Origin of the sequence: Bacillus sp. K2I17 (assembly GCF_002209985.1) — a bacterium.
Taxonomy (GTDB): Bacteria; Bacillota; Bacilli; order Bacillales; family Bacillaceae_G; genus Bacillus_A; species Bacillus_A wiedmannii.
The window spans coordinates 186,722-205,367 of sequence record NZ_NJGF01000002.1; the positions used below are offsets into that span (position 1 = coordinate 186,722).

Annotated in this window: 19 protein-coding genes and 1 pseudogene; all 20 read left to right on the forward strand. The window is 35.4% G+C overall.

Features of this window, described 5'->3' with window-relative positions:
* Positions 1–22 precede the first annotated feature (22 nt).
* The 20 genes and pseudogenes from murA (at position 23) to CER22_RS04475 (ending at position 18,637) form a co-directional block, all read left to right on the forward strand.
* Positions 23–1,327, forward strand: coding sequence for a UDP-N-acetylglucosamine 1-carboxyvinyltransferase (gene murA, locus CER22_RS04370; RefSeq protein ID WP_000411269.1), 1,305 nt, complete (start codon positions 23–25; stop codon positions 1,325–1,327).
* A gap of 208 nt (positions 1,328–1,535) precedes the next feature.
* Positions 1,536–2,555, forward strand: a complete 1,020-nt coding sequence (gene spoIID / locus CER22_RS04375) for a stage II sporulation protein D (RefSeq protein WP_088064859.1) — start codon at positions 1,536–1,538, stop codon at positions 2,553–2,555.
* A gap of 103 nt (positions 2,556–2,658) precedes the next feature.
* A pseudogene (locus CER22_RS32415) lies at positions 2,659–3,073 on the forward strand (AMP-binding enzyme); the annotation flags it as partial.
* Between the two features lie 116 nt (positions 3,074–3,189).
* The gene (locus CER22_RS04390; protein WP_088608242.1) at positions 3,190–4,197 is read left to right on the forward strand and encodes a LytTR family transcriptional regulator DNA-binding domain-containing protein; all 1,008 of its coding nucleotides are present in this window, start codon (positions 3,190–3,192) and stop codon (positions 4,195–4,197) included.
* Between the two features lie 180 nt (positions 4,198–4,377).
* Positions 4,378–5,220, forward strand: coding sequence for an ABC transporter ATP-binding protein (locus CER22_RS04395; RefSeq protein ID WP_000170848.1), 843 nt, complete (start codon positions 4,378–4,380; stop codon positions 5,218–5,220).
* Entirely contained in the window at positions 5,220–5,924 is a 705-nt protein-coding gene (locus CER22_RS04400) for an ABC transporter permease (RefSeq protein WP_000144456.1), read from the forward strand. Before CER22_RS04395 ends, CER22_RS04400 begins: the two co-directional genes overlap by 1 nt.
* A gap of 162 nt (positions 5,925–6,086) precedes the next feature.
* Positions 6,087–7,046 (forward strand): M23 family metallopeptidase, encoded by a 960-nt coding sequence (locus tag CER22_RS04405; protein WP_088608243.1) that lies wholly within the window; start codon positions 6,087–6,089, stop codon positions 7,044–7,046.
* Positions 7,047–7,333: 287 nt separating this feature from the next.
* Positions 7,334–7,468 (forward strand): ABC transporter ATP-binding protein, encoded by a 135-nt coding sequence (locus CER22_RS04415; RefSeq protein ID WP_087985966.1) that lies wholly within the window; start codon positions 7,334–7,336, stop codon positions 7,466–7,468.
* Between the two features lie 307 nt (positions 7,469–7,775).
* Positions 7,776–8,048 (forward strand): sporulation transcriptional regulator SpoIIID, encoded by a 273-nt coding sequence (spoIIID, locus tag CER22_RS04420; protein ID WP_000544012.1) that lies wholly within the window; start codon positions 7,776–7,778, stop codon positions 8,046–8,048.
* 161 nt (positions 8,049–8,209) lie between these two features.
* Entirely contained in the window at positions 8,210–9,211 is a 1,002-nt protein-coding gene (locus CER22_RS04425) for a rod shape-determining protein (protein ID WP_000457990.1), read from the forward strand.
* 506 nt (positions 9,212–9,717) lie between these two features.
* The gene (gene fabZ / locus CER22_RS04430) at positions 9,718–10,152 is read left to right on the forward strand and encodes a 3-hydroxyacyl-ACP dehydratase FabZ (protein WP_000931959.1); all 435 of its coding nucleotides are present in this window, start codon (positions 9,718–9,720) and stop codon (positions 10,150–10,152) included.
* A gap of 348 nt (positions 10,153–10,500) precedes the next feature.
* Positions 10,501–11,178, forward strand: coding sequence for a CpsD/CapB family tyrosine-protein kinase (locus CER22_RS04435; RefSeq protein ID WP_088608244.1), 678 nt, complete (start codon positions 10,501–10,503; stop codon positions 11,176–11,178).
* Positions 11,179–11,455: 277 nt separating this feature from the next.
* A complete protein-coding gene (locus tag CER22_RS04440) occupies positions 11,456–12,199 on the forward strand; it encodes a YveK family protein (protein ID WP_088608245.1) in 744 nt (247 codons plus the stop codon).
* Positions 12,189–12,890, forward strand: a complete 702-nt coding sequence (locus CER22_RS04445) for a CpsD/CapB family tyrosine-protein kinase (protein WP_088608246.1) — start codon at positions 12,189–12,191, stop codon at positions 12,888–12,890. The genes CER22_RS04440 and CER22_RS04445 overlap by 11 nt, the downstream gene beginning before the upstream one ends.
* A 108-nt stretch (positions 12,891–12,998) precedes the next feature.
* Positions 12,999–13,766, forward strand: coding sequence for a tyrosine-protein phosphatase (locus CER22_RS04450; protein WP_088608336.1), 768 nt, complete (start codon positions 12,999–13,001; stop codon positions 13,764–13,766).
* Positions 13,767–14,006: 240 nt separating this feature from the next.
* The gene (gene bpsC, locus CER22_RS04455; protein WP_088608247.1) at positions 14,007–14,888 is read left to right on the forward strand and encodes a UTP--glucose-1-phosphate uridylyltransferase BpsC; all 882 of its coding nucleotides are present in this window, start codon (positions 14,007–14,009) and stop codon (positions 14,886–14,888) included.
* A gap of 17 nt (positions 14,889–14,905) precedes the next feature.
* Positions 14,906–15,592, forward strand: a complete 687-nt coding sequence (locus CER22_RS04460) for a sugar transferase (RefSeq protein ID WP_088608248.1) — start codon at positions 14,906–14,908, stop codon at positions 15,590–15,592.
* Between the two features lie 24 nt (positions 15,593–15,616).
* Entirely contained in the window at positions 15,617–16,750 is a 1,134-nt protein-coding gene (locus CER22_RS04465) for a glycosyltransferase family 4 protein (protein WP_088608249.1), read from the forward strand.
* On the forward strand, positions 16,750–17,523 hold the full coding sequence (locus CER22_RS04470; protein WP_088608250.1) for a WecB/TagA/CpsF family glycosyltransferase: 774 nt from the start codon (positions 16,750–16,752) through the stop codon (positions 17,521–17,523). Before CER22_RS04465 ends, CER22_RS04470 begins: the two co-directional genes overlap by 1 nt.
* Positions 17,516–18,637, forward strand: coding sequence for a glycosyltransferase family 4 protein (locus tag CER22_RS04475; protein ID WP_088608251.1), 1,122 nt, complete (start codon positions 17,516–17,518; stop codon positions 18,635–18,637). Before CER22_RS04470 ends, CER22_RS04475 begins: the two co-directional genes overlap by 8 nt.
* The last annotated feature ends 9 nt before the right edge of the window (positions 18,638–18,646 follow it).

Below are 18,646 nucleotides of genomic sequence, written 5' to 3' on the forward strand. Positions count from 1 at the left end.
AAAGGACACGGAGGGGAATAATTTGGAAAAGATCATCGTCCGTGGCGGAAAGCGGTTAAACGGCACAGTGCGTGTTGAGGGCGCAAAAAATGCTGTATTACCTATAATCGCTGCAGCCCTATTAGCGAGTGATGGAAAGAATGTACTATCTGAAGTACCAGTTTTGTCTGATGTATACACAATTAATGAGGTATTACGTCATTTAAATGCTGAAGTCGTATTTGAAAATAACCAAGTAACAATCGATGCTTCTAAAGAACTAAACATTGAAGCACCATTTGAATATGTACGTAAAATGCGTGCATCTGTTCAAGTAATGGGACCATTACTTGCACGTAACGGCCGTGCTCGTATTGCACTTCCTGGTGGATGTGCAATTGGTTCACGTCCAATTGACCAACATTTAAAAGGCTTCGAAGCAATGGGAGCAAAAGTACAGGTTGGTAATGGTTTTGTTGAGGCATACGTTGAGGGAGAACTAAAAGGAGCTAAAATTTATTTAGACTTCCCAAGCGTGGGCGCGACAGAAAACATTATGTCTGCAGCTACATTAGCAAAAGGGACAACAATCCTTGAAAACGCAGCGAAAGAACCAGAAATTGTTGACTTAGCTAACTTCTTAAATGCGATGGGAGCGAAAGTACGCGGAGCTGGAACTGGAACGATTCGTATCGAAGGCGTTGATAAATTATATGGTGGAAACCACTCTATTATTCCTGACCGTATTGAAGCGGGAACATTCATGGTGGCAGCGGCAATTACTGGTGGAGACATCTTAATTGAAAATGCTGTACCTGAACATTTACGCTCAATTACAGCGAAAATGGAAGAAATGGGTGTTAAAGTTATTGAGGAAAATGAAGGTGTACGTGTTATCGGCCCAGATAAGTTAAAAGCGGTTGATATTAAAACTATGCCTCACCCAGGTTTCCCAACAGACATGCAATCACAAATGATGGCATTATTACTACAAGCTGATGGAACAAGTATGATTACAGAAACGGTATTCGAAAACCGCTTTATGCACGTTGAAGAATTCCGTCGTATGAATGCTGATATTAAAATCGAAGGTCGTTCTGTTATTATGAACGGTCCAAACAGCTTACAAGGTGCTGAAGTAGGCGCAACTGACTTACGTGCTGCTGCTGCATTAATCTTAGCTGGTTTAGTATCTGAAGGTTACACTCGTGTAACTGAGTTAAAGCATCTTGACCGTGGTTATGTAGATTTCCATAAGAAATTAGCTGCATTAGGTGCAACTATTGAACGTGTAAACGAAAAAGTAGAAGAAGTGAAAGAACAAGAAGTTTCTGATCTTCACGCTTAATTGAAATAGTCTCTACGTCTTTTGACGTAGGGACTATTTTTTTGGGTTATTACTGTTATAGTCAATAAATTCTATACTTATGCACGTACCAGTAAAAATATTTAGAAAATTTCCGTTTTAGCTGCTTCCCCCTTAAGTATGTTCTAAAAGGAAGAGTTGTTCCATAAGAATGAATGGAGTAAAGCTTTTGGATATTGGGGGAAATAAGATGAAATTTTCAAAGCCACTTTTTATCACAGTAGCGCTTCTCATAGCGCTCGTTATCATTGTACCTGCTGCTCTTGTTATTCCGTTTGCGAAAGCAAAAGTAGGGGAAGAAGCAGCTTCTAAAACTCCTCCAGCGATAGAAAGTATACCAGCTCCAGGGAAAGTGGATACAGCGGTTCAAGTTGCTGTATATCGTGAGAAACAGAAAAAGGTAGATACATTACCTATGGAGGAGTATGTGACCGGTGTAGTAGCTTCTGAGATGAATGCCAGTTTTGAAATAGAGGCGCTAAAGGCGCAGGCATTAGCAGCGAGAACATTTGTGGTACAGCGTATGCTAAGCGGAGGAAAGAAAAACAATGCGGACGTGACAGATACGGTGAAAGATCAAGTGTACAAAAGTAAAGAAGAATTGAAGAAACAATGGGGTAATAACTACGAAAATAATTTGAAGAAAATCGAAGAAGCTGTTTCGAAAACCGCAGGACAAGTTTTAACGTATGATGGAAAACCAATCTCAGCATCCTTCTTCTCAACGAGTAATGGCCGGACAGAAAATGCAGCTGATTATTGGGGAAATGATTATCCGTACTTAAAGAGCGTAGATAGTCCGTGGGATCAAGCCTCTCCAAAATTTACGAGCGAGCAAACCTTTACAGTAGCTGACTTTCAAAAACGTCTCGGTGTGAAGGTGTTGGCAGACGGGAAGGTTGGAAATATTAAAGATCTTACGGAAGGAAAGCGAGTAAAAGATGTAGCATTTCAAGGGAAAACATTAACAGGAAAGCAAGTTCGTGAAAAGTTAGATTTACGCTCTTCTGACTTCACATGGAAACAAGAAGGGGATAAAATCGTCGTTACAACGAAGGGATTCGGTCACGGCGTTGGCATGAGCCAATACGGAGCAAATGGCATGGCGGCGGAAGGTAAGAAATATACAGATATCGTTGCTCATTATTATAAGGGTGTCGAAATAAAGTCGATGAATGATTATGAAGGAAAGTTGATGGTGAAGAAGTAGGGGGAAAAGAGGCCGTTCCAAGAGGTATATTGGGACGGTTTTCTTTTGTTAGTGGATAGGTTAATAGATATATTAAAAAAATCGTCAATGTTCAGTGGTGACAGAACTCTGTTTAAAGGGCCCATGGATCGCTGGAAGCTATTATAAGGATGAACGTACAGAAGAATCAATGAAAGACGGTTGGCTCTATACAGGAGACATTGTCACGGTTGATTCGGAAGGATGTATTAAGATTGCTGATCGTACGAAAGACTGAATTAAAAGTGGAGGCGAATGGATTTCTTCCGTAGATTTAGAAAATGCTTTAGTGTCGCACGATAAAGTGTTAGAAGCATCTGTTGTGGCGGTGCTGCATGAAAAACGTCCCGTTTACTTGCGTTGTACTAAAAGAGGGACAAGCAGTAGAAAGAGAAGATCTGTATGCTTTACTAAAAGCAGAATTTCCGAAAACATCTGTAGGGAAATTCTTAAAGAGAGCGCTGCGTGATCAGCTCAAGACGTATGTAGAGCAAAACTAGAGAAGAAGGCTATCCTTTCATTTGGATAGCCTTCTTTTTATGATACTTCATAAAATATCTAAATCTTCCATTAATTGTTTGGTATAATAGGATAAAAAGTATTTGGGGGAGACAGAATGGCGTTATTGGAGTTGAGACAATTAGGGAAGACGAACCAGTTACCGGCAGTTGAACTGAAGGTTGAGAAGGGACAATGCGTTGTTTTGCAATGTAATAACCATACAGCTAAAGTATTGCACCGCATCATTATTGGTGAGGAAGAAGCTTCAACTGGCAACGTGCTATTTGAGGGAGAATCGATTGGAAAGAAAAATTATTCCCGCATCGGTTTTTGTTTTTTGAAAGATGAAGCATACGAACGTTTGAAGGTAAAGGAATACTTCAAGTTCTTAATAGGACTTTATGAATCAAATATGAGCACGGAAGAAGTCGTACAATATGTTGGCCTCTTAGATAAATTAAACGTTAAAATAGAAAAACTATCATTTTCAGAGAAACGTCGTCTTCATATTGGGCGTGTTATGATTCACAATCCGGATTTAGTTATTTTGGAAGAACCAGAGCAAAATGTAGATACAGAGAGTACGATTATTATTCGAAAAGCGATTATGGCAATGAAGGAGAAAGGAAAGGCGATTTTTATAACGTCATCCTTTCTATCGGACGCCCTTTCGTTAACAGAAGATGTATACATATTAAACAATGATGGTGTGAAGAAAATAGAAATCGAACAAGAAGAAATTGAAGAGGTGGATGAAGAAAAGGTTGTTCAAATGATTCCGCAAATGAAACTTGAAAGAATTCCAGCGAAAGTGAACGATAAAATCATTTTACTTGATCCGATGGAAATTCATTTTATTGAAACGCAAAACGGAGTGACACATATCCATGTGCGCGAAGGTGATTTCGTATGTGCATTAACATTAAGTGAACTAGAAGCGAGATTAACAGGGTTCGGGTTCTTTAGATGTCATCGCTCGTACCTTGTGAATTTACAAAGAGTACGAGAAGTCATTACGTGGACTCGTAACAGTTTCAGCTTAATTTTGGATGATGAAAGAAAAAGTTCAATCCCGCTTTCAAAAGGACGAATGGATGAATTAAAAGGTGTGATTGGGCTATAAAAATTGCTCCAATAAGCTTAAAATACGATTCATTCACCGGTAAAAATACTCCTTTTACCGGTATTTTACTGCGTAACCCTTTTGTTTTTCATATGATTGAGTCAAGAAAAGCGAAACAAACAAACGAAAAGCGCTAAAGCGACTTTCATCTATAAAAGAAAAAACAAAGGGGATGACGAGATGACATTGGCAATTGAAATGAAAGATGTAATGAAAAGTTTCAACGAAAAAACGGCACTTCGAAATGTAAATATTGAAGTGAAGCAAGGAGAAATTTTTGGATTCCTCGGGCCGAGTGGATCTGGAAAAACAACAACAGTAAAGATTTTAACTTCTCAATTGCTGCATAGCGTTGGAACAGTGAGGGTACTAGGTAAAGATATTACCGGACCAAGCAGCATCGACTATAAACGAATTGGTATTTTAACAGACAATAGCGGCTTATACGAAAGACTTAGCATTTATGATAACTTACTATTATTTTGTGACTTATACGATTGCAAAAAAGAGCGGATTGATGAAGTGTTAGCGCAAGTGAACTTATTAGATGATAAGAAAACATTAGTAAAGAAACTATCAAAAGGAATGAAGCAGCGCGTTACATTAGCTAGAGCAATCCTTCATAAACCAGATATTCTCTTCTTAGATGAACCAACATCTGCACTCGATCCAGTTAACGTACAAAACATTCATAAAATCTTAAAAGACTTAAATAAAGAAGGAACGACGATCTTCTTAACGACGCACAACATGGATGAAGCAGAAACGCTTTGTAACCGCATTGCCTTTCTGTGTGGCGGAGAAATTGTAGCGCTTGATACACCGGAGAACCTTCGCTTACAATACGCGAAAGATCAAATACAAGTCGTGTTAAAGGATAAGAAGAAAGAAACGGTACAAAAAGATGAATTAGGTGCAAAACGTATTTCAGAGTGGATGAAAAAAGGAGAACTATTATCCATTCATTCTTATGAGCCAACGTTAGGCGATATCTTTATTGAAGTTACTGGGAGGGGATTATAATGACATTTTCAATGAGACGTGTATCAGCTATTTTTAGAAAAGAAGTACAGGATTTTAAGACAAATTCACAAGTTTTGTTAATGGCATCTTTACCAATTATATTTGCATTTATATTTAGCCGATTTGGAGAAGGACAGGCAGGAGTTGGCATTATTACTTTAATGTCCTTTCTATTTGTAGCAGGGTTTGTTCAATCAATGGTAATTGCAGAAGAGAAAGAAAAACATACGTTACGTGTGTTAATGCTATCACCAGCTTCTTCTGTTGAAGTTCTTCTTGGGAAAAGTATATTAACAGCATGTTTAACGTTAGGTATTTCCATTGTAAACTTATTCATCTTAGATCAATTAAGTGGCAATCTCTTATTGCTAGCATTTATTTTCTTATGTGGAACAATTCTATTCATTTTAATTGGAACAGTGATTGGATTATTAGCTGAGTCTGTCCCGCAAACATCACTAATTGGAATGCCAATATTAATGACGATGTATTTAGCTGTACAATTTGAGCCAATGGTTGAAAATAAAGTAATTAAGACGATGATTAGTTATCTTCCAACATCTCATCTTGAAAAAGCGATTAAAAGCTTAGTGGAGGGTGCTGGGTTTAGTAGTATTAGTGGGCATATGCTAAATGTTGGAGTGTGGCTCGTTATTTCACTTATTGCATGTTTAATCGTATATAAAAAGAAACAATTGGACTAAAAACTGAGCCGAAAGTGCTCAGTTTTTTATTTTTTCTATCATTTCCTCGGAAATTTTACAATTCTTATACATATTTTTACAGATTTTGTCGAAAAGTAATTAGTTATAGGTTGTATAGGATACGTGAATATTGTTCAAAATGATTGCTGAGGTGATGATGGAATGCGAGGAAGAAATAATAAAAAGTCGCAAAAGGTAGTACATTTATTTCAAAAAAGATGGGTGTTTCCAGCACTGTACATTGCTTGTGCAGCGGTAATTTTAATGGTTGCGCTATGGTTCCAGGGGGCTAATCCAAAGAAGACTCCGAACCAAGATCAAGCAACACCGTATACACAATCGGAAGATCCAGCAGTACCAGTAACGAAATCTTCAGAAGTAGTGAAAATGCCAGCTGCCGCTAATGCGGAAGTAGTCGTACAGAAGAAATTCTATGAAGATGCAGCAACTGAGGCGGAACAAGAAAAAGCACTTGTCTTTTATAACAACACATATTCCCCAAATAAAGGAATCGACATTGCTGCGAAGAATGGAAAAGAATTCGATGTAGCTGCTGCTTTAAGTGGTACAGTAACGAAAGCTGAAAAAGATTCACTTCTTGGTTATGTTGTAACAGTTGATAGCGGAAATGGTGTAGCAGTTTCTTATCAAAGCTTAGGCAGTGTGAAAGTAGAAAAAGGTGCACGAGTTGCACAAGGTGAAGTATTAGGAAAATCCGGTCTAAGTGCAATGAATAAAGAAGCAGGTTCTCACGTTCACTTTGAAGTACGTAAAGACAACGTGGCTGTGAACCCTGAGCGCTACTTAAATAAGTCAGTAGCAGAAATTAAAGCTGATGCGGGTGCTGCAAAAGCAACGAATGCTTCTGGTAAAAAGGCTGATGAAAAATCTCAAAAAGAAGAGAAGTCAACAAGCACGAAACCAGAAAGTAAAACAGAAGATAAGTCTCAAAAAGAAGAAAAATCAACAAGCGGTTCGACTAGTGACAAAAAAGAAGAGCCGAAGAAAGAAGAAAAATCAACAAGCGGTTCGACTAGTGACAAAAAAGAAGAACCGAAGAAAGAAGAAAAATCAACAAATGGTTCTACAGAATCATCTAACAGTTCTTCTTCACAAGAATAAGAAAGTGAAAAAATCAGTTCTCACTAGAGAGCTGATTTTTTTACTTTTACCCCGCATTAACGGGCAGTAAGACCCCTACTTCAAAATTCAGTGAAAGCTAAGAAGTTAGGCCTGGGGTCAACTGCCCGTAAAAGCCCGATTGGTGAAGGCTAATAATCAGTGGGAAATGGCGCCCACTGATTAAAGTTTCACTTTATATAAAAATACTCAATTTCGAGAAAAAAGTTGCAATAACAAGGAAATATGACGAGATTCTCGAATATATATTACAAACAGGAGGGGATACTGTGTCAATTTTATTTGTTCTGTCGACTGCTATTATTTTATTGTTTGTTTTATTCACTTTATATTATTATATTGCCGGTAAGAAAGAGGTTCCCCACCATCAATTGTTAGAAGAAGAGTTGGAACGAGAAGAATGACACCTTATATACAAGGTGTCATTTTTTTCGCCAAAATAGTCACTGTTAACGTATTTCTCACAAAAAAACGTAATTTTTCTTAACTTAGTCCGCAAAAATAGTGAACATGTAGCATATATCAGTAGTGCGGGCAATACAATGGTATAAACCAAAGCAAAGAGAGTGTTTGAGGTGAGAAATCGTGAATCATTTCATTATAAATCCAAGAATGTTTAACGCTTACAAACAGCACTCACACTTACTTCTTAGTCGTATGCAGCGAGGCTCATTTCACACTTCTCACATCCAATTTAGGGAGGCGAGTGGTGTGCACGATTACATCAAAGAGAGAACTATCAAGATTGGTAAGTATATCGTGGAGACAAGAAAGACAGTGCGTGTCATTGCAAAGGAATTTGGGGTATCAAAGAGTACAGTCCATAAAGATTTAACGGAACGTCTACCAGAAATTAATCCAGAGCTCGCAAATGAAGTGAAAGAAATTCTTGATTATCATAAGTCTATTCGTCATTTAAGAGGCGGAGAAGCAACAAAACAAAAGTATAGAAAAGAAGATGTAGAAAAGCCGGTCCGTCAATAAATATGCGATCGCAAACATTCCGTTTCAATTCGGTAATATTTTTCAGAAGAATTCTTTTTGCGAATATTACGTTTCTGTTAAATTTATGATAAAATCAGAAATTAGGTGTAAAAGAATTCGGGTGTAACCTGATTTTGAATATCGAGGAGGAAATGACGGGAATGTTTGCGCGAGATATCGGAATTGACCTAGGTACGGCTAATGTATTAATTCATGTTAAAGGCAAAGGTATTGTATTAAATGAGCCATCTGTTGTGGCAATTGATCGTAACACAGGTAAAGTATTAGCAGTAGGTGAAGAAGCAAGAAGTATGGTGGGACGTACACCTGGTAATATTGTAGCAATTCGTCCGCTTAAAGATGGTGTAATCGCAGATTTCGAAATTACAGAAGCAATGTTAAAGTATTTCATTAACAAATTGGACGTGAAGAGCTTCTTTTCAAAACCTCGCATTTTAATTTGTTGTCCAACAAATATCACATCAGTAGAACAAAAAGCAATTCGTGAGGCTGCTGAACGTTCAGGTGGTAAAACAGTATTTTTAGAAGAAGAACCAAAAGTAGCCGCAGTTGGTGCTGGTATGGAAATCTTCCAACCAAGCGGTAACATGGTTGTTGATATTGGTGGAGGTACAACAGATATTGCTGTACTATCTATGGGTGATATTGTTACCTCTTCCTCTATCAAAATGGCTGGCGATAAGTTTGATATGGAGATCTTAAACTACGTTAAACGTAAGTATAAGCTATTAATTGGAGAACGTACTTCAGAAAATATTAAAATTAAAGTTGGTACAGTATTCCCAGGTGCACGTAGCGAAGAGCTTGAAATTCGCGGACGTGACATGGTAACGGGCTTACCACGTACAATTACAGTATGCTCTGAAGAAATTACAGAAGCACTAAAAGAAGACGCGGCTATCATTGTACAAGCTGCAAAAGGCGTACTAGAGCGCACGCCACCAGAACTATCTGCGGACATTATCGACCGCGGTGTTATTCTAACAGGCGGTGGAGCTTTACTACACGGTATCGACATGCTTCTAGCAGAAGAACTAAAAGTACCAGTATTAATTGCTGAAAACCCAATGCAATGTGTTGCGGTTGGTACAGGTATTATGTTAGAGAATATCGATAAATTACCAAAGCGTGCTTTACGATAAAGTGAAACTTTAATAAGTGGGGGTATCCCCCACTTATTATTAGCTCGCAAATAGTAGGAAAAATGAGAAGAACTAAGGTGTTAACCGAAGTTCTTTTTTTGTTTTTTTATTCTTTCATTTTTTTATTTTATTTTGATTTATTGAGAAAATAGAAGAAAAATAAAGAAAAACGAAGGAAATAGGTAAAATATTCATATATATGGTTAAATTTAATATTTCCTTATTTGAAAACGTTTATAATATAATGAGTCGAATACGACATTAAGGCAAATCATGTTTCAGTACATATTGCCTTTCCCTAATTTGGGCATACACTCTTTTCTACCTCCGTGTCAGTTGCTGAAATATGCAACTATTTTAAGAGAATAGAGTGTGTGCATTTTTTTACATATAAAGCTGAAAAGATATTAAAGTTTCACTTTATAATGACAAACAATAAACAAAATGGGATAATAAACAATATGTCCAAGTGGTAAGACCAATATTACAAAAGGGGCGATTGTTATATGCTAAATATAGAACAAATTAAAGAAATCATTCCTCACCGCTATCCATTTTTACTTGTTGATAAAATATTAGAAGTAGATGAAGGAAAAAGAGCGGTTGGAATTAAAAATGTATCCGCAAACGAAGAATTCTTTAACGGGCACTTTCCTGACTATGCAGTTATGCCCGGTGTACTTATTGTAGAAGCATTAGCACAAGTCGGCGCAGTTGCGGTATTAAAGAAAGAAGAAAACCGTGGAAGACTTGCTTTCTTCGCTGGTATCGACAATTGTCGTTTCAAAAAACAAGTACGTCCAGGTGATCAACTTCGTCTAGAAGTAGAAATGACACGTGTACGTGGTCCAATCGGAAAAGGAAAAGCAATCGCAACAGTAGATGGTGAAGTCGCATGTGAAGCTGAAATTACATTTGCGATTGGTGATAAAAAAGAATAACAGAAATAAAAAATCTCCTTGTGAAAATGCAAGGAGATTTTTTATTTCCACTATACATCGGTGTAATTGTTAAAATGCGAACTAGTCAGAAAATTACTTGTGTATGGAAGATAATTGCCATATAATTACTTTATTATTTATACGAAAATTAGGATAAATGATAAAGGCAGAAAAGAAGTAAAGTCATTGTCATATTGTAAAGGCGTTCATATAAGACAAAGTAGAATGATATTGATTAAGATGAGATGTAGGGAAATCAGTGATACAAAATATTAATTAGACGTATGAAATCGAGCATAGAGAGAGAAAAAGGAGAAATGTCGCATTTCACAAAAGGAGACTATTAATATGTTCGGGAGAAAGAAAAGAAAACCATTACGACAATTAATTACGCATAAAGAGCCTAAATCACGTGTTGCAGAACAATATCGTAACATTCGTACAAACATTGAATTTACATCTGTAGATAGTCATGTTCGTTCTATTATTGTTACCTCGGCAGATCCAGGCGACGGAAAAACAACGACAATCGCAAACTTAGCAGTTGTTTTAGGACAACAAGGAAAGAAAGTCTTATTAATTGGAGCTGACTTGCGTAAGCCAACGATTCAAAACTTATTTGCCATTCACAATTCAAATGGATTAACGAACCTATTATCAGGACAAGCGAAACTGATGCAATGTATTCAAAAAACAGATATAGAGAATGTATACTTAATGGCGGCAGGTCCAATCCCGCCAAACCCAGCTGAACTATTAGGTAGCCGAATAATGGACGAGACATTACTAGAAGCATATAACATGTTTGATATTATTCTAATCGACACACCACCGGTTCTTGCGGTTACCGATGCACAAATACTAGCGAACAAATGCGATGGAATCGTACTTGTCGTACGCAGTGAAAAAACAGAAAAAGATAAAATTGTAAAAGCGAAGCAAATATTAGACAAAGCGTCCGGTAAATTACTTGGTGTCGTCTTAAATGATAAAAGAGAAGAAAAAGAACAATATGGATATTATTAGGAAATAATGTATAGAATAGTAAATGAGAAAGCTGATAAATGTTTTTATCAGCTTTTTTTGAATTTTTATAAAATTCCTTATTGCATTATATGAAAAAAATGATACAATAGAAATTTTGGAAATTCGTTGGAATGTGTTGTCATATTTAAGATTATTTTGTAAGATTATATTTGCTTGATGTCAATAAATGTAGAACTAAAATATTCAAAATAAAAAATGTAAGATTTATATGTTATAATTTTTCTTATGTGCAAATTTTAGAAAGTTGGAGGAACTTATGGAAGAAACAATTAGTTTGAAAGAGTTATTTCATATTTTAAAAAAACGTTTAGCGATGATCCTCGTAATCGCCTTTGGTGCCGCTATAGTAAGTGCTATCATTAGCTTCTTCTTCATGACACCAATCTATCAATCTTCTACGCAAATTCTTGTGAACCAGAAGAAGCAAGAAGGGGCAATGATTCAAGCTGGTGAAGTTCAAACGAATATTCAATTAACAAATACATATAAGGTTATTATTAAAAGTCCAGTAATCTTAGATCAAGTGAATGAAAAATTAAATTTAAAAATGACACCACAAGCTTTAACAGAGAAGATTAATGTTGCGAATGAAAAAGATTCACAAGTCATTTCTGTAACAGCTGAGGATAAAGATCCGAAAGTAGCGCGTGATATTGCCAATGCAACTGCAGAAGTGTTTAAAGGTGAAGTTGCAAAAATTATGAGTGTAGATAACGTAACAGTACTATCTAAAGCAGAAGTTGCAGAAAATCAATCTCCAATTAAACCACGCCCAATGTTAAATATAGTAATTACCTTTGTTGTTGGTTTAATGGCTTCAGTTGGTCTAGCATTCTTACTAGAATACTTAGATAACACAGTGAAAAAAGAAGAAGATGTAGAAAACTTACTTGGCTTACCAGTGTTAGGTATTGTAGCTCGTATGGATGAAGAAACAATGAACGTGAAATCACACGCTCCATCATCAAGAAAAGTGAGGGGACAAACAATTGGCTCTTAATTTATTTAAAAAGAAAAAAAATCATCGTCAACGTCGTCAATTAATTGCTCATCAACAACCGAAATCACCAATTTCAGAACAATATCGTAATATTCGAACGAATATTGAATTTGCAGCTGTTGATACAAATCTACATTCGTTAATGGTAACATCTGCAAACCCAAGTGAAGGAAAAACAACGACAACGTCGAATATGGCGGTCGTGTTTGCCCAACAAGGAAAGAAAGTATTATTAATTGATGCAGATATGCGTAAACCAGCGATGCATCAAATGTTTCAAGTCGATAATATTTTCGGATTGACGAACGTATTAACACATAGTGAACGTTTAGAGAAATGTGTACAAACGACATCAGTTGATAATCTGCACTTTTTAGCTTGTGGTCCAATTCCACCCAATCCAGCAGAATTGTTAGGTTCGAAGTCGATGCAAGAGCTTCTTGCACAAGCATACAGTATGTACGATTTAGTCATTTTTGATTTACCGCCAATTTTAGCTGTTACAGATGCGCAAATTATGGCAAATGTATGTGATGCTTCTATTCTTGTCGTTCGTAGTGAATCGACAGAAAAAGAAGCTGCAGTAAAAGCAAAAGGTTTATTAGAATCAGCGAAAGGTAAACTGTTAGGCGTTGTTCTGAATGATCGTGAACGTGAACAAAGCTTATATTATTACTACGGTGCAAATTAATTGAAAGAGTGAGATATGAGAAGAACATATCTCCTTTTTTCCCTTGAATATGAGATGTCTCATATTCAAGGGAAAAAAGATTTATATGTGAAAGGGAGGATGAAACAAATGATAGATTTACATTGTCACATTTTACCTGGTATCGATGACGGTGCACAGACAGTAACAGATAGTTTAGTGATGGCGCAAAAGGCAATAGAGGAAGGTATTCATACAATTGTTGCAACACCACACCATCAAAATGGAAAATATATAAATGAACGTACCTCAATTATTCATCAAGTAAAACAACTAAATGATGAACTGCAACAACATAATATTCCACTTACCATTTTACCGGGGCAAGAGGTCAGGCTATATGGTGACATATTAGAAGACTATGAAGCTGATAAAATCGTTACTTTAAATGAAACAAACAAATACATATTCATTGAATTTCCATCTAATCATGTACCTCGTTATGCAGAACAACTATTTTATGAACTACGTGTAAAAGGAATGATTCCAATTATCGTTCATCCCGAACGTAATGCCGAGTTAATCGAGAGGCCAGATAAGTTATATAACCTTGTCAATAAAGGTGCATTAACACAAGTAACTGCAGGTAGTTTACTAGGTAAGTTTGGTAAAAAAATCAAAAAGTTTTCGCTACAACTTGTCGAGCATAATTTAACCCATATGATCGCATCAGATGCGCATAATACAACATCAAGAGGATTTTATCTAGCAGAAAGCTATGAATTAATTGAGAAAGAATTCGGCGCAAGTGTTATGAATGATTTAAGGGAGAATCCATATTTAATAATTAGCGGGAAAGCAATTTATAAAGAAGATCCAGAACAAATTCGTCGTAAAAAATTGTTCGGTATTTTTTAAATAAAGGACTGGTGATGTCTCCTAACCGTTATCAACGGAGGCACTCGGTTGTACTGTGGGTAGAAATTTTTATTTCGAACCTACCTTAGACGCTTGTCGTCGGGAGTGTGACGTGAGGGTGGGTTAGATGCCCATAATTTATTTCTAATAGAAACTCTACCTATGGAGTTATAAGAATGACTCTATAGGTAGGGTTTTTGTTATTGTTACATATAAATAAATAGATACGGGGGACTGAAATTGACAAAAGTAAGAAAAGCAATTATCCCAGCAGCTGGTCTTGGGACGAGATTTTTACCAGCAACGAAAGCGATGCCGAAAGAAATGTTACCAATCGTCGATAAACCGACAATTCAATACATAGTAGAAGAAGCGATAGAATCAGGAATTGAAGATATTATTATTGTTACTGGAAAAGGAAAACGTGCGATTGAAGATCATTTTGATCATTCCTTTGAATTAGAACAAAACCTTTTAGAAAAAGGAAAGCATGAAATACTTGAAAAAGTACAAGCTTCGTCAAAGATTAATATTCATTACATAAGACAAAAAGAGCCGAAAGGACTTGGACACGCAGTATGGTGTGCACGTAAATTTATTGGAAATGAACCATTCGCGGTATTACTTGGTGATGATATTGTACAAGCAGAAACACCATGTTTACGTCAATTAATGGATCAATACGAAGAAACACAATCGTCAGTTATCGGTGTACAAACAGTGCCAGAAAATGAAACACATCGTTACGGTATTATCGATCCAGTGGAACAAAACGATCGTCGTTATCAAGTACGTCAATTTGTGGAGAAACCAGCAGAAGGTACAGCCCCATCAAATTTAGCAATTATGGGACGTTATGTATTAACACCAGAAATCTTTATGTTCCTTGAAGATCAACAAACAGGTGCTGGTGGAGAGATTCAGTTAACAGATGCAATTCAACGATTAAATGAAATTCAACGTGTGTTCGCATATGATTTTGAAGGGACTCGTTATGATGTTGGAGAGAAATTTGGATTTATTAAGACGACGATTGAGATGGCACTTCAGCATGAAGAACTAAAAAAAGAATTGATAGATTATATGAATGAACTTGTGAAAAAAGAAAATGTATATGTATAAAGTGAGGTGGAAGCGTTTTGACCTTGGTAAGAATATCAAGTGAAGAGTTAGGGGAAAAAGAAAAGCTAGAAATTAATAAGGAAAAAGTAAATGCTCGTAAAGGGTATTTGGTAGCTAAACGTTGCATGGATTTTATTGGAGCAATAATTGGTTTAATTTTATTATCTCCTGTTTTACTTATTGTAGCAGCGTTAATTAAATATGAAGACCCGAAAGGATCTGTATTTTTCAAACAAATTCGTGTCGGGAAAGACGGCGATAAGTTCCATATGTATAAATTCCGCTCTATGGTGACGGATGCAGAAGAGAAGCTAAATGAATTATTAAAATATAACGAGGCTTCTGGTGCCATGTTTAAAATTAAAGAAGATCCAAGGATTACAAGGATAGGTAAATTTATACGTAAAACAAGCATTGATGAATTGCCGCAATTAATCAATGTGTTGAAGGGTGATATGAGTCTTGTAGGACCAAGGCCACCTTTATTACGTGAAGTAGAAGAATATACAAACTATGATAAGCAGAGGTTATTGGTAACACCAGGATGTACAGGGATTTGGCAAGTGAGTGGAAGAAATAATTTAGGATTTAAAGAAATGGTAGAGCTGGACTTGCAATATATACAAAATAGGAGTTTGAAGTACGATTGTTTAATAATTTTAAAAACTATTAAAATCATGTTTAAGCCTAATGATGCTTACTAGTATTTAGTAAAGGATAGAATATATATGAAAATTGCTGTTGATTTAACAATTATTAGAAGTGAAAAAAAAATCACAGGGATCGAGAGAGTTGCAATTCAAACTTTAGAAAACTTTCTTAGTAACAAGGCGCTAAGGGAACAGAATGAATTTATTATATTATGCGCTAAAGGTGGTTTGAAAGTTCTTAAGAATCTTAAGACGGAAATAGATTTCCGAGGAGTACAAGTACATGAATCGCCTTTTACAAATCGAATTCTTACAGACCAAATTTGGATGCCTAAAATTTTAAATGCTATAAGACCAGAACATGTATATTATACAACATTGGGTTTTCCAGCTATTCAACAATTTCCTTTTACGATAATAATTCATGATGCAGTAGCCTGGGTAAAATCAGAAACCATCTCAAAGGGAATGCGTTTTTACTATAAACCTTTAATAGAAAAAGCTGTAAAAAATAAAAACCTAAAAAATATTATAACTGTATCTGAGTTTTCTAAGAAAGAAATCTGTAAGGCTTTAAAAGTTCCATCAGATAAAATTTTTGTTAATTATCTTGGTGTATCCCCTTCATTTCAAAAAAATTTAAAACTTGAGAAAGAAGACCGAATTTTGAGGGAATATGGTATAGAGAGGGATTATATAATTGCAATTGGAACATTAGAGCCGAGGAAGAATTTACAATCATTATTTTATGCATTTGAGAAATTAGTGCATGAATTTAATTACAAAGGCAAGTTAGTTATAGTGGGTAGAAAAGGGTGGAATAGTGATTTTATTATTCCGGAAAAAATAGCAAAAAAAGTGGTTTTTACGGGTTATGTGGAAGAGGAATATTTGCCATTTCTTTTAAAAGGAGCAAAGGTTTTTGTATTTCCATCTTTATATGAGGGTTTTGGTTTACCTTTACTAGAAGCTATGTCTGTAGGGGTGCCTGTTGCTACATCAAATCAAGCGTCATTACCAGAAGTTGGTGGAGATGCATGTGAATATTTTAATCCTAATGATATTCAAAATATATCAGAGGTGATTTTTAGGATAGTCAGTAATAATAATCTGCAAAAAAGATTATCTCAGAGAGGAATAGAACATTCTCAAAAATTTAGCTGGAGGCAACATGCAAATAATATAATAGAAATTATTCAGGGGAGTAATTAATGAAAACGGAAAAAATGTTTAATGTGGATTTTGCGAAGATTAACCTGAAGGATTTAACTCACCATTTAGGCGAAGTTGTAAGGGATAATAAAAAGATTCATTTACATACTGCTAATGTTGATCATATAGTCATAGCTAGTAAGGATTATAAATTTGCAGAGATACTAAAAAATGCGGAAATTGTAATTGCAGATGGAATGCCTATTGTCTGGTATTCAAAAATTCTTAAAAAGGAATTGCCGGAAAGGGTAACTGGTGTAGATTTAGCCTATAAAATGTGTGAGACTTCTAGAGAAAATAATTTTAAGATGTTTCTTTTAGGGGCAGCAGAGGGTGTTGGTGAGCTAGCGACAGAAAAGATGAGAGACCTGTATCCCAATGTAGAAATAGTTGGCTCTTATAGCCCTAAAAGGGAAGAAATAAATGAAGAAGAAAAATCTATACAAATTATAAAAAAAATAAATAATAGTGGTGCAAATGTCTTATTAGTAGCGTTAGGTGCACCAAAACAAGAATTTTGGATTTCAAAATATAAGGATGTATTGAATACGAACATTAATATAGGTGTTGGGGCTACTATAGATTTTATGGCTGGTAATGTAAAGCGTGCACCTATGTTTTATCAAAAATATGGCCTGGAATGGGTGTATAGATTATTTCAAGAGCCTAAGAGGATGTTTAAAAGGTATATAATTAATGATTCATCGTTTATTATTTTAGTAATTAAGGATTACATATATTATCAAAGAAAAAGAGCTGATAAATTTGAATAAAATTAAAATTGCTTTTGTTGATCATGCTAGAGCTATGGGAGGAGCTGAGTATAGTTTATACTATCTTCTGAAAGAATTAGATTATAATATGGTGCAACCATATTTGTTAACACCTCCTAACTCTGAGTTGCAGAAAATGGTGGGAAACCTCTCTTCAGTTAGGGTCGTTAATATGGAATTAGATAGTATTAAAAATTTTAAAGGTTTCATAAAAGATATCCGAGATATCCGTAGATTTTGTAAGCAGGAGCATATTGATATTATTCATACAAATTCTTATAGAGGCGCTATATATGGATTAATAGGAGGAAAACTGGCTAGAAAAAAAACTGTTTGGCATGTTCGTGATATACATGAGAGTGTTTTGTTTAAAAGTATTTTGCCTAGGTTATCCGATAAAATTATAACTATTTCTAATGCAGTAAGTAATCAGTTTTCAAAGAATACTATACACAAGAAAGTTAATTTAATATATAATGGGGTCGATTTGAAACTGTATAATATACAGGATATTAAAGGTGATTTAAAATCAGAGTTATCAATTTCAAAAGATACATTTTTAATTGGTATGGTAGGAAGAATAGATAGATGGAAAGGTTTCCACTATCTTATTAAATCGGCTTCAATTATTAAAAATTCTTCTCGTAAATTTAAAATAGTTATAGTGGGAGATGAGATTTTAACAAAAGAAAAAGGTTATTTAGATGAGTTGAAAAGGCTAGTAATAGAATTGGAGTTAGAAGATAAGGTAGAGTTTTTAGGAGCAAGAAAAGATATACCTAATGTTATGAAATCTTTAGATTTGTTTATTAGCTATTCTAATAATGAACCGTTTGGAAGAGTAATAATAGAAGCTTTAGCAATGAAAACACCTGTTATTGTAGCAAATTCGGGTGGAGCTCCAGAAATTATTTTGGATAGTAATTGTGGAGATATAGTTGAGTCAAATAATGAGGAGAATTTAGCAAAATCTATGATTCAATTTATGGAATTAAGTCAGCAAAGTTTGGATTTATTGGGTGAAAACGGGAGAAAAAGGGTTGAAGAGTTTTTTAGTACAGAGTTGGTAGCTGTTAAAGTAACTCAATTATATAAAAAACTTTATAATAATTAGTTGGAAGGT

Coding starts and splice junctions, on each gene's coding strand:
- spoIID (WP_088064859.1), top strand. CDS start 1,536: ATGAAATTTTCAAAGCCACTTTTTATCACAGTAGCGCTTCTCATAGCG.
- CER22_RS04390 (WP_088608242.1), top strand. CDS start 3,190: ATGGCGTTATTGGAGTTGAGACAATTAGGGAAGACGAACCAGTTACCG.
- CER22_RS04395 (WP_000170848.1), top strand. CDS start 4,378: ATGACATTGGCAATTGAAATGAAAGATGTAATGAAAAGTTTCAACGAA.
- CER22_RS04400 (WP_000144456.1), top strand. CDS start 5,220: ATGACATTTTCAATGAGACGTGTATCAGCTATTTTTAGAAAAGAAGTA.
- CER22_RS04405 (WP_088608243.1), top strand. CDS start 6,087: ATGCGAGGAAGAAATAATAAAAAGTCGCAAAAGGTAGTACATTTATTT.
- CER22_RS04425 (WP_000457990.1), top strand. CDS start 8,210: ATGTTTGCGCGAGATATCGGAATTGACCTAGGTACGGCTAATGTATTA.
- fabZ (WP_000931959.1), top strand. CDS start 9,718: ATGCTAAATATAGAACAAATTAAAGAAATCATTCCTCACCGCTATCCA.
- CER22_RS04435 (WP_088608244.1), top strand. CDS start 10,501: ATGTTCGGGAGAAAGAAAAGAAAACCATTACGACAATTAATTACGCAT.
- CER22_RS04440 (WP_088608245.1), top strand. CDS start 11,456: ATGGAAGAAACAATTAGTTTGAAAGAGTTATTTCATATTTTAAAAAAA.
- CER22_RS04450 (WP_088608336.1), top strand. CDS start 12,999: ATGATAGATTTACATTGTCACATTTTACCTGGTATCGATGACGGTGCA.
- CER22_RS04465 (WP_088608249.1), top strand. CDS start 15,617: ATGAAAATTGCTGTTGATTTAACAATTATTAGAAGTGAAAAAAAAATC.
- CER22_RS04470 (WP_088608250.1), top strand. CDS start 16,750: ATGAAAACGGAAAAAATGTTTAATGTGGATTTTGCGAAGATTAACCTG.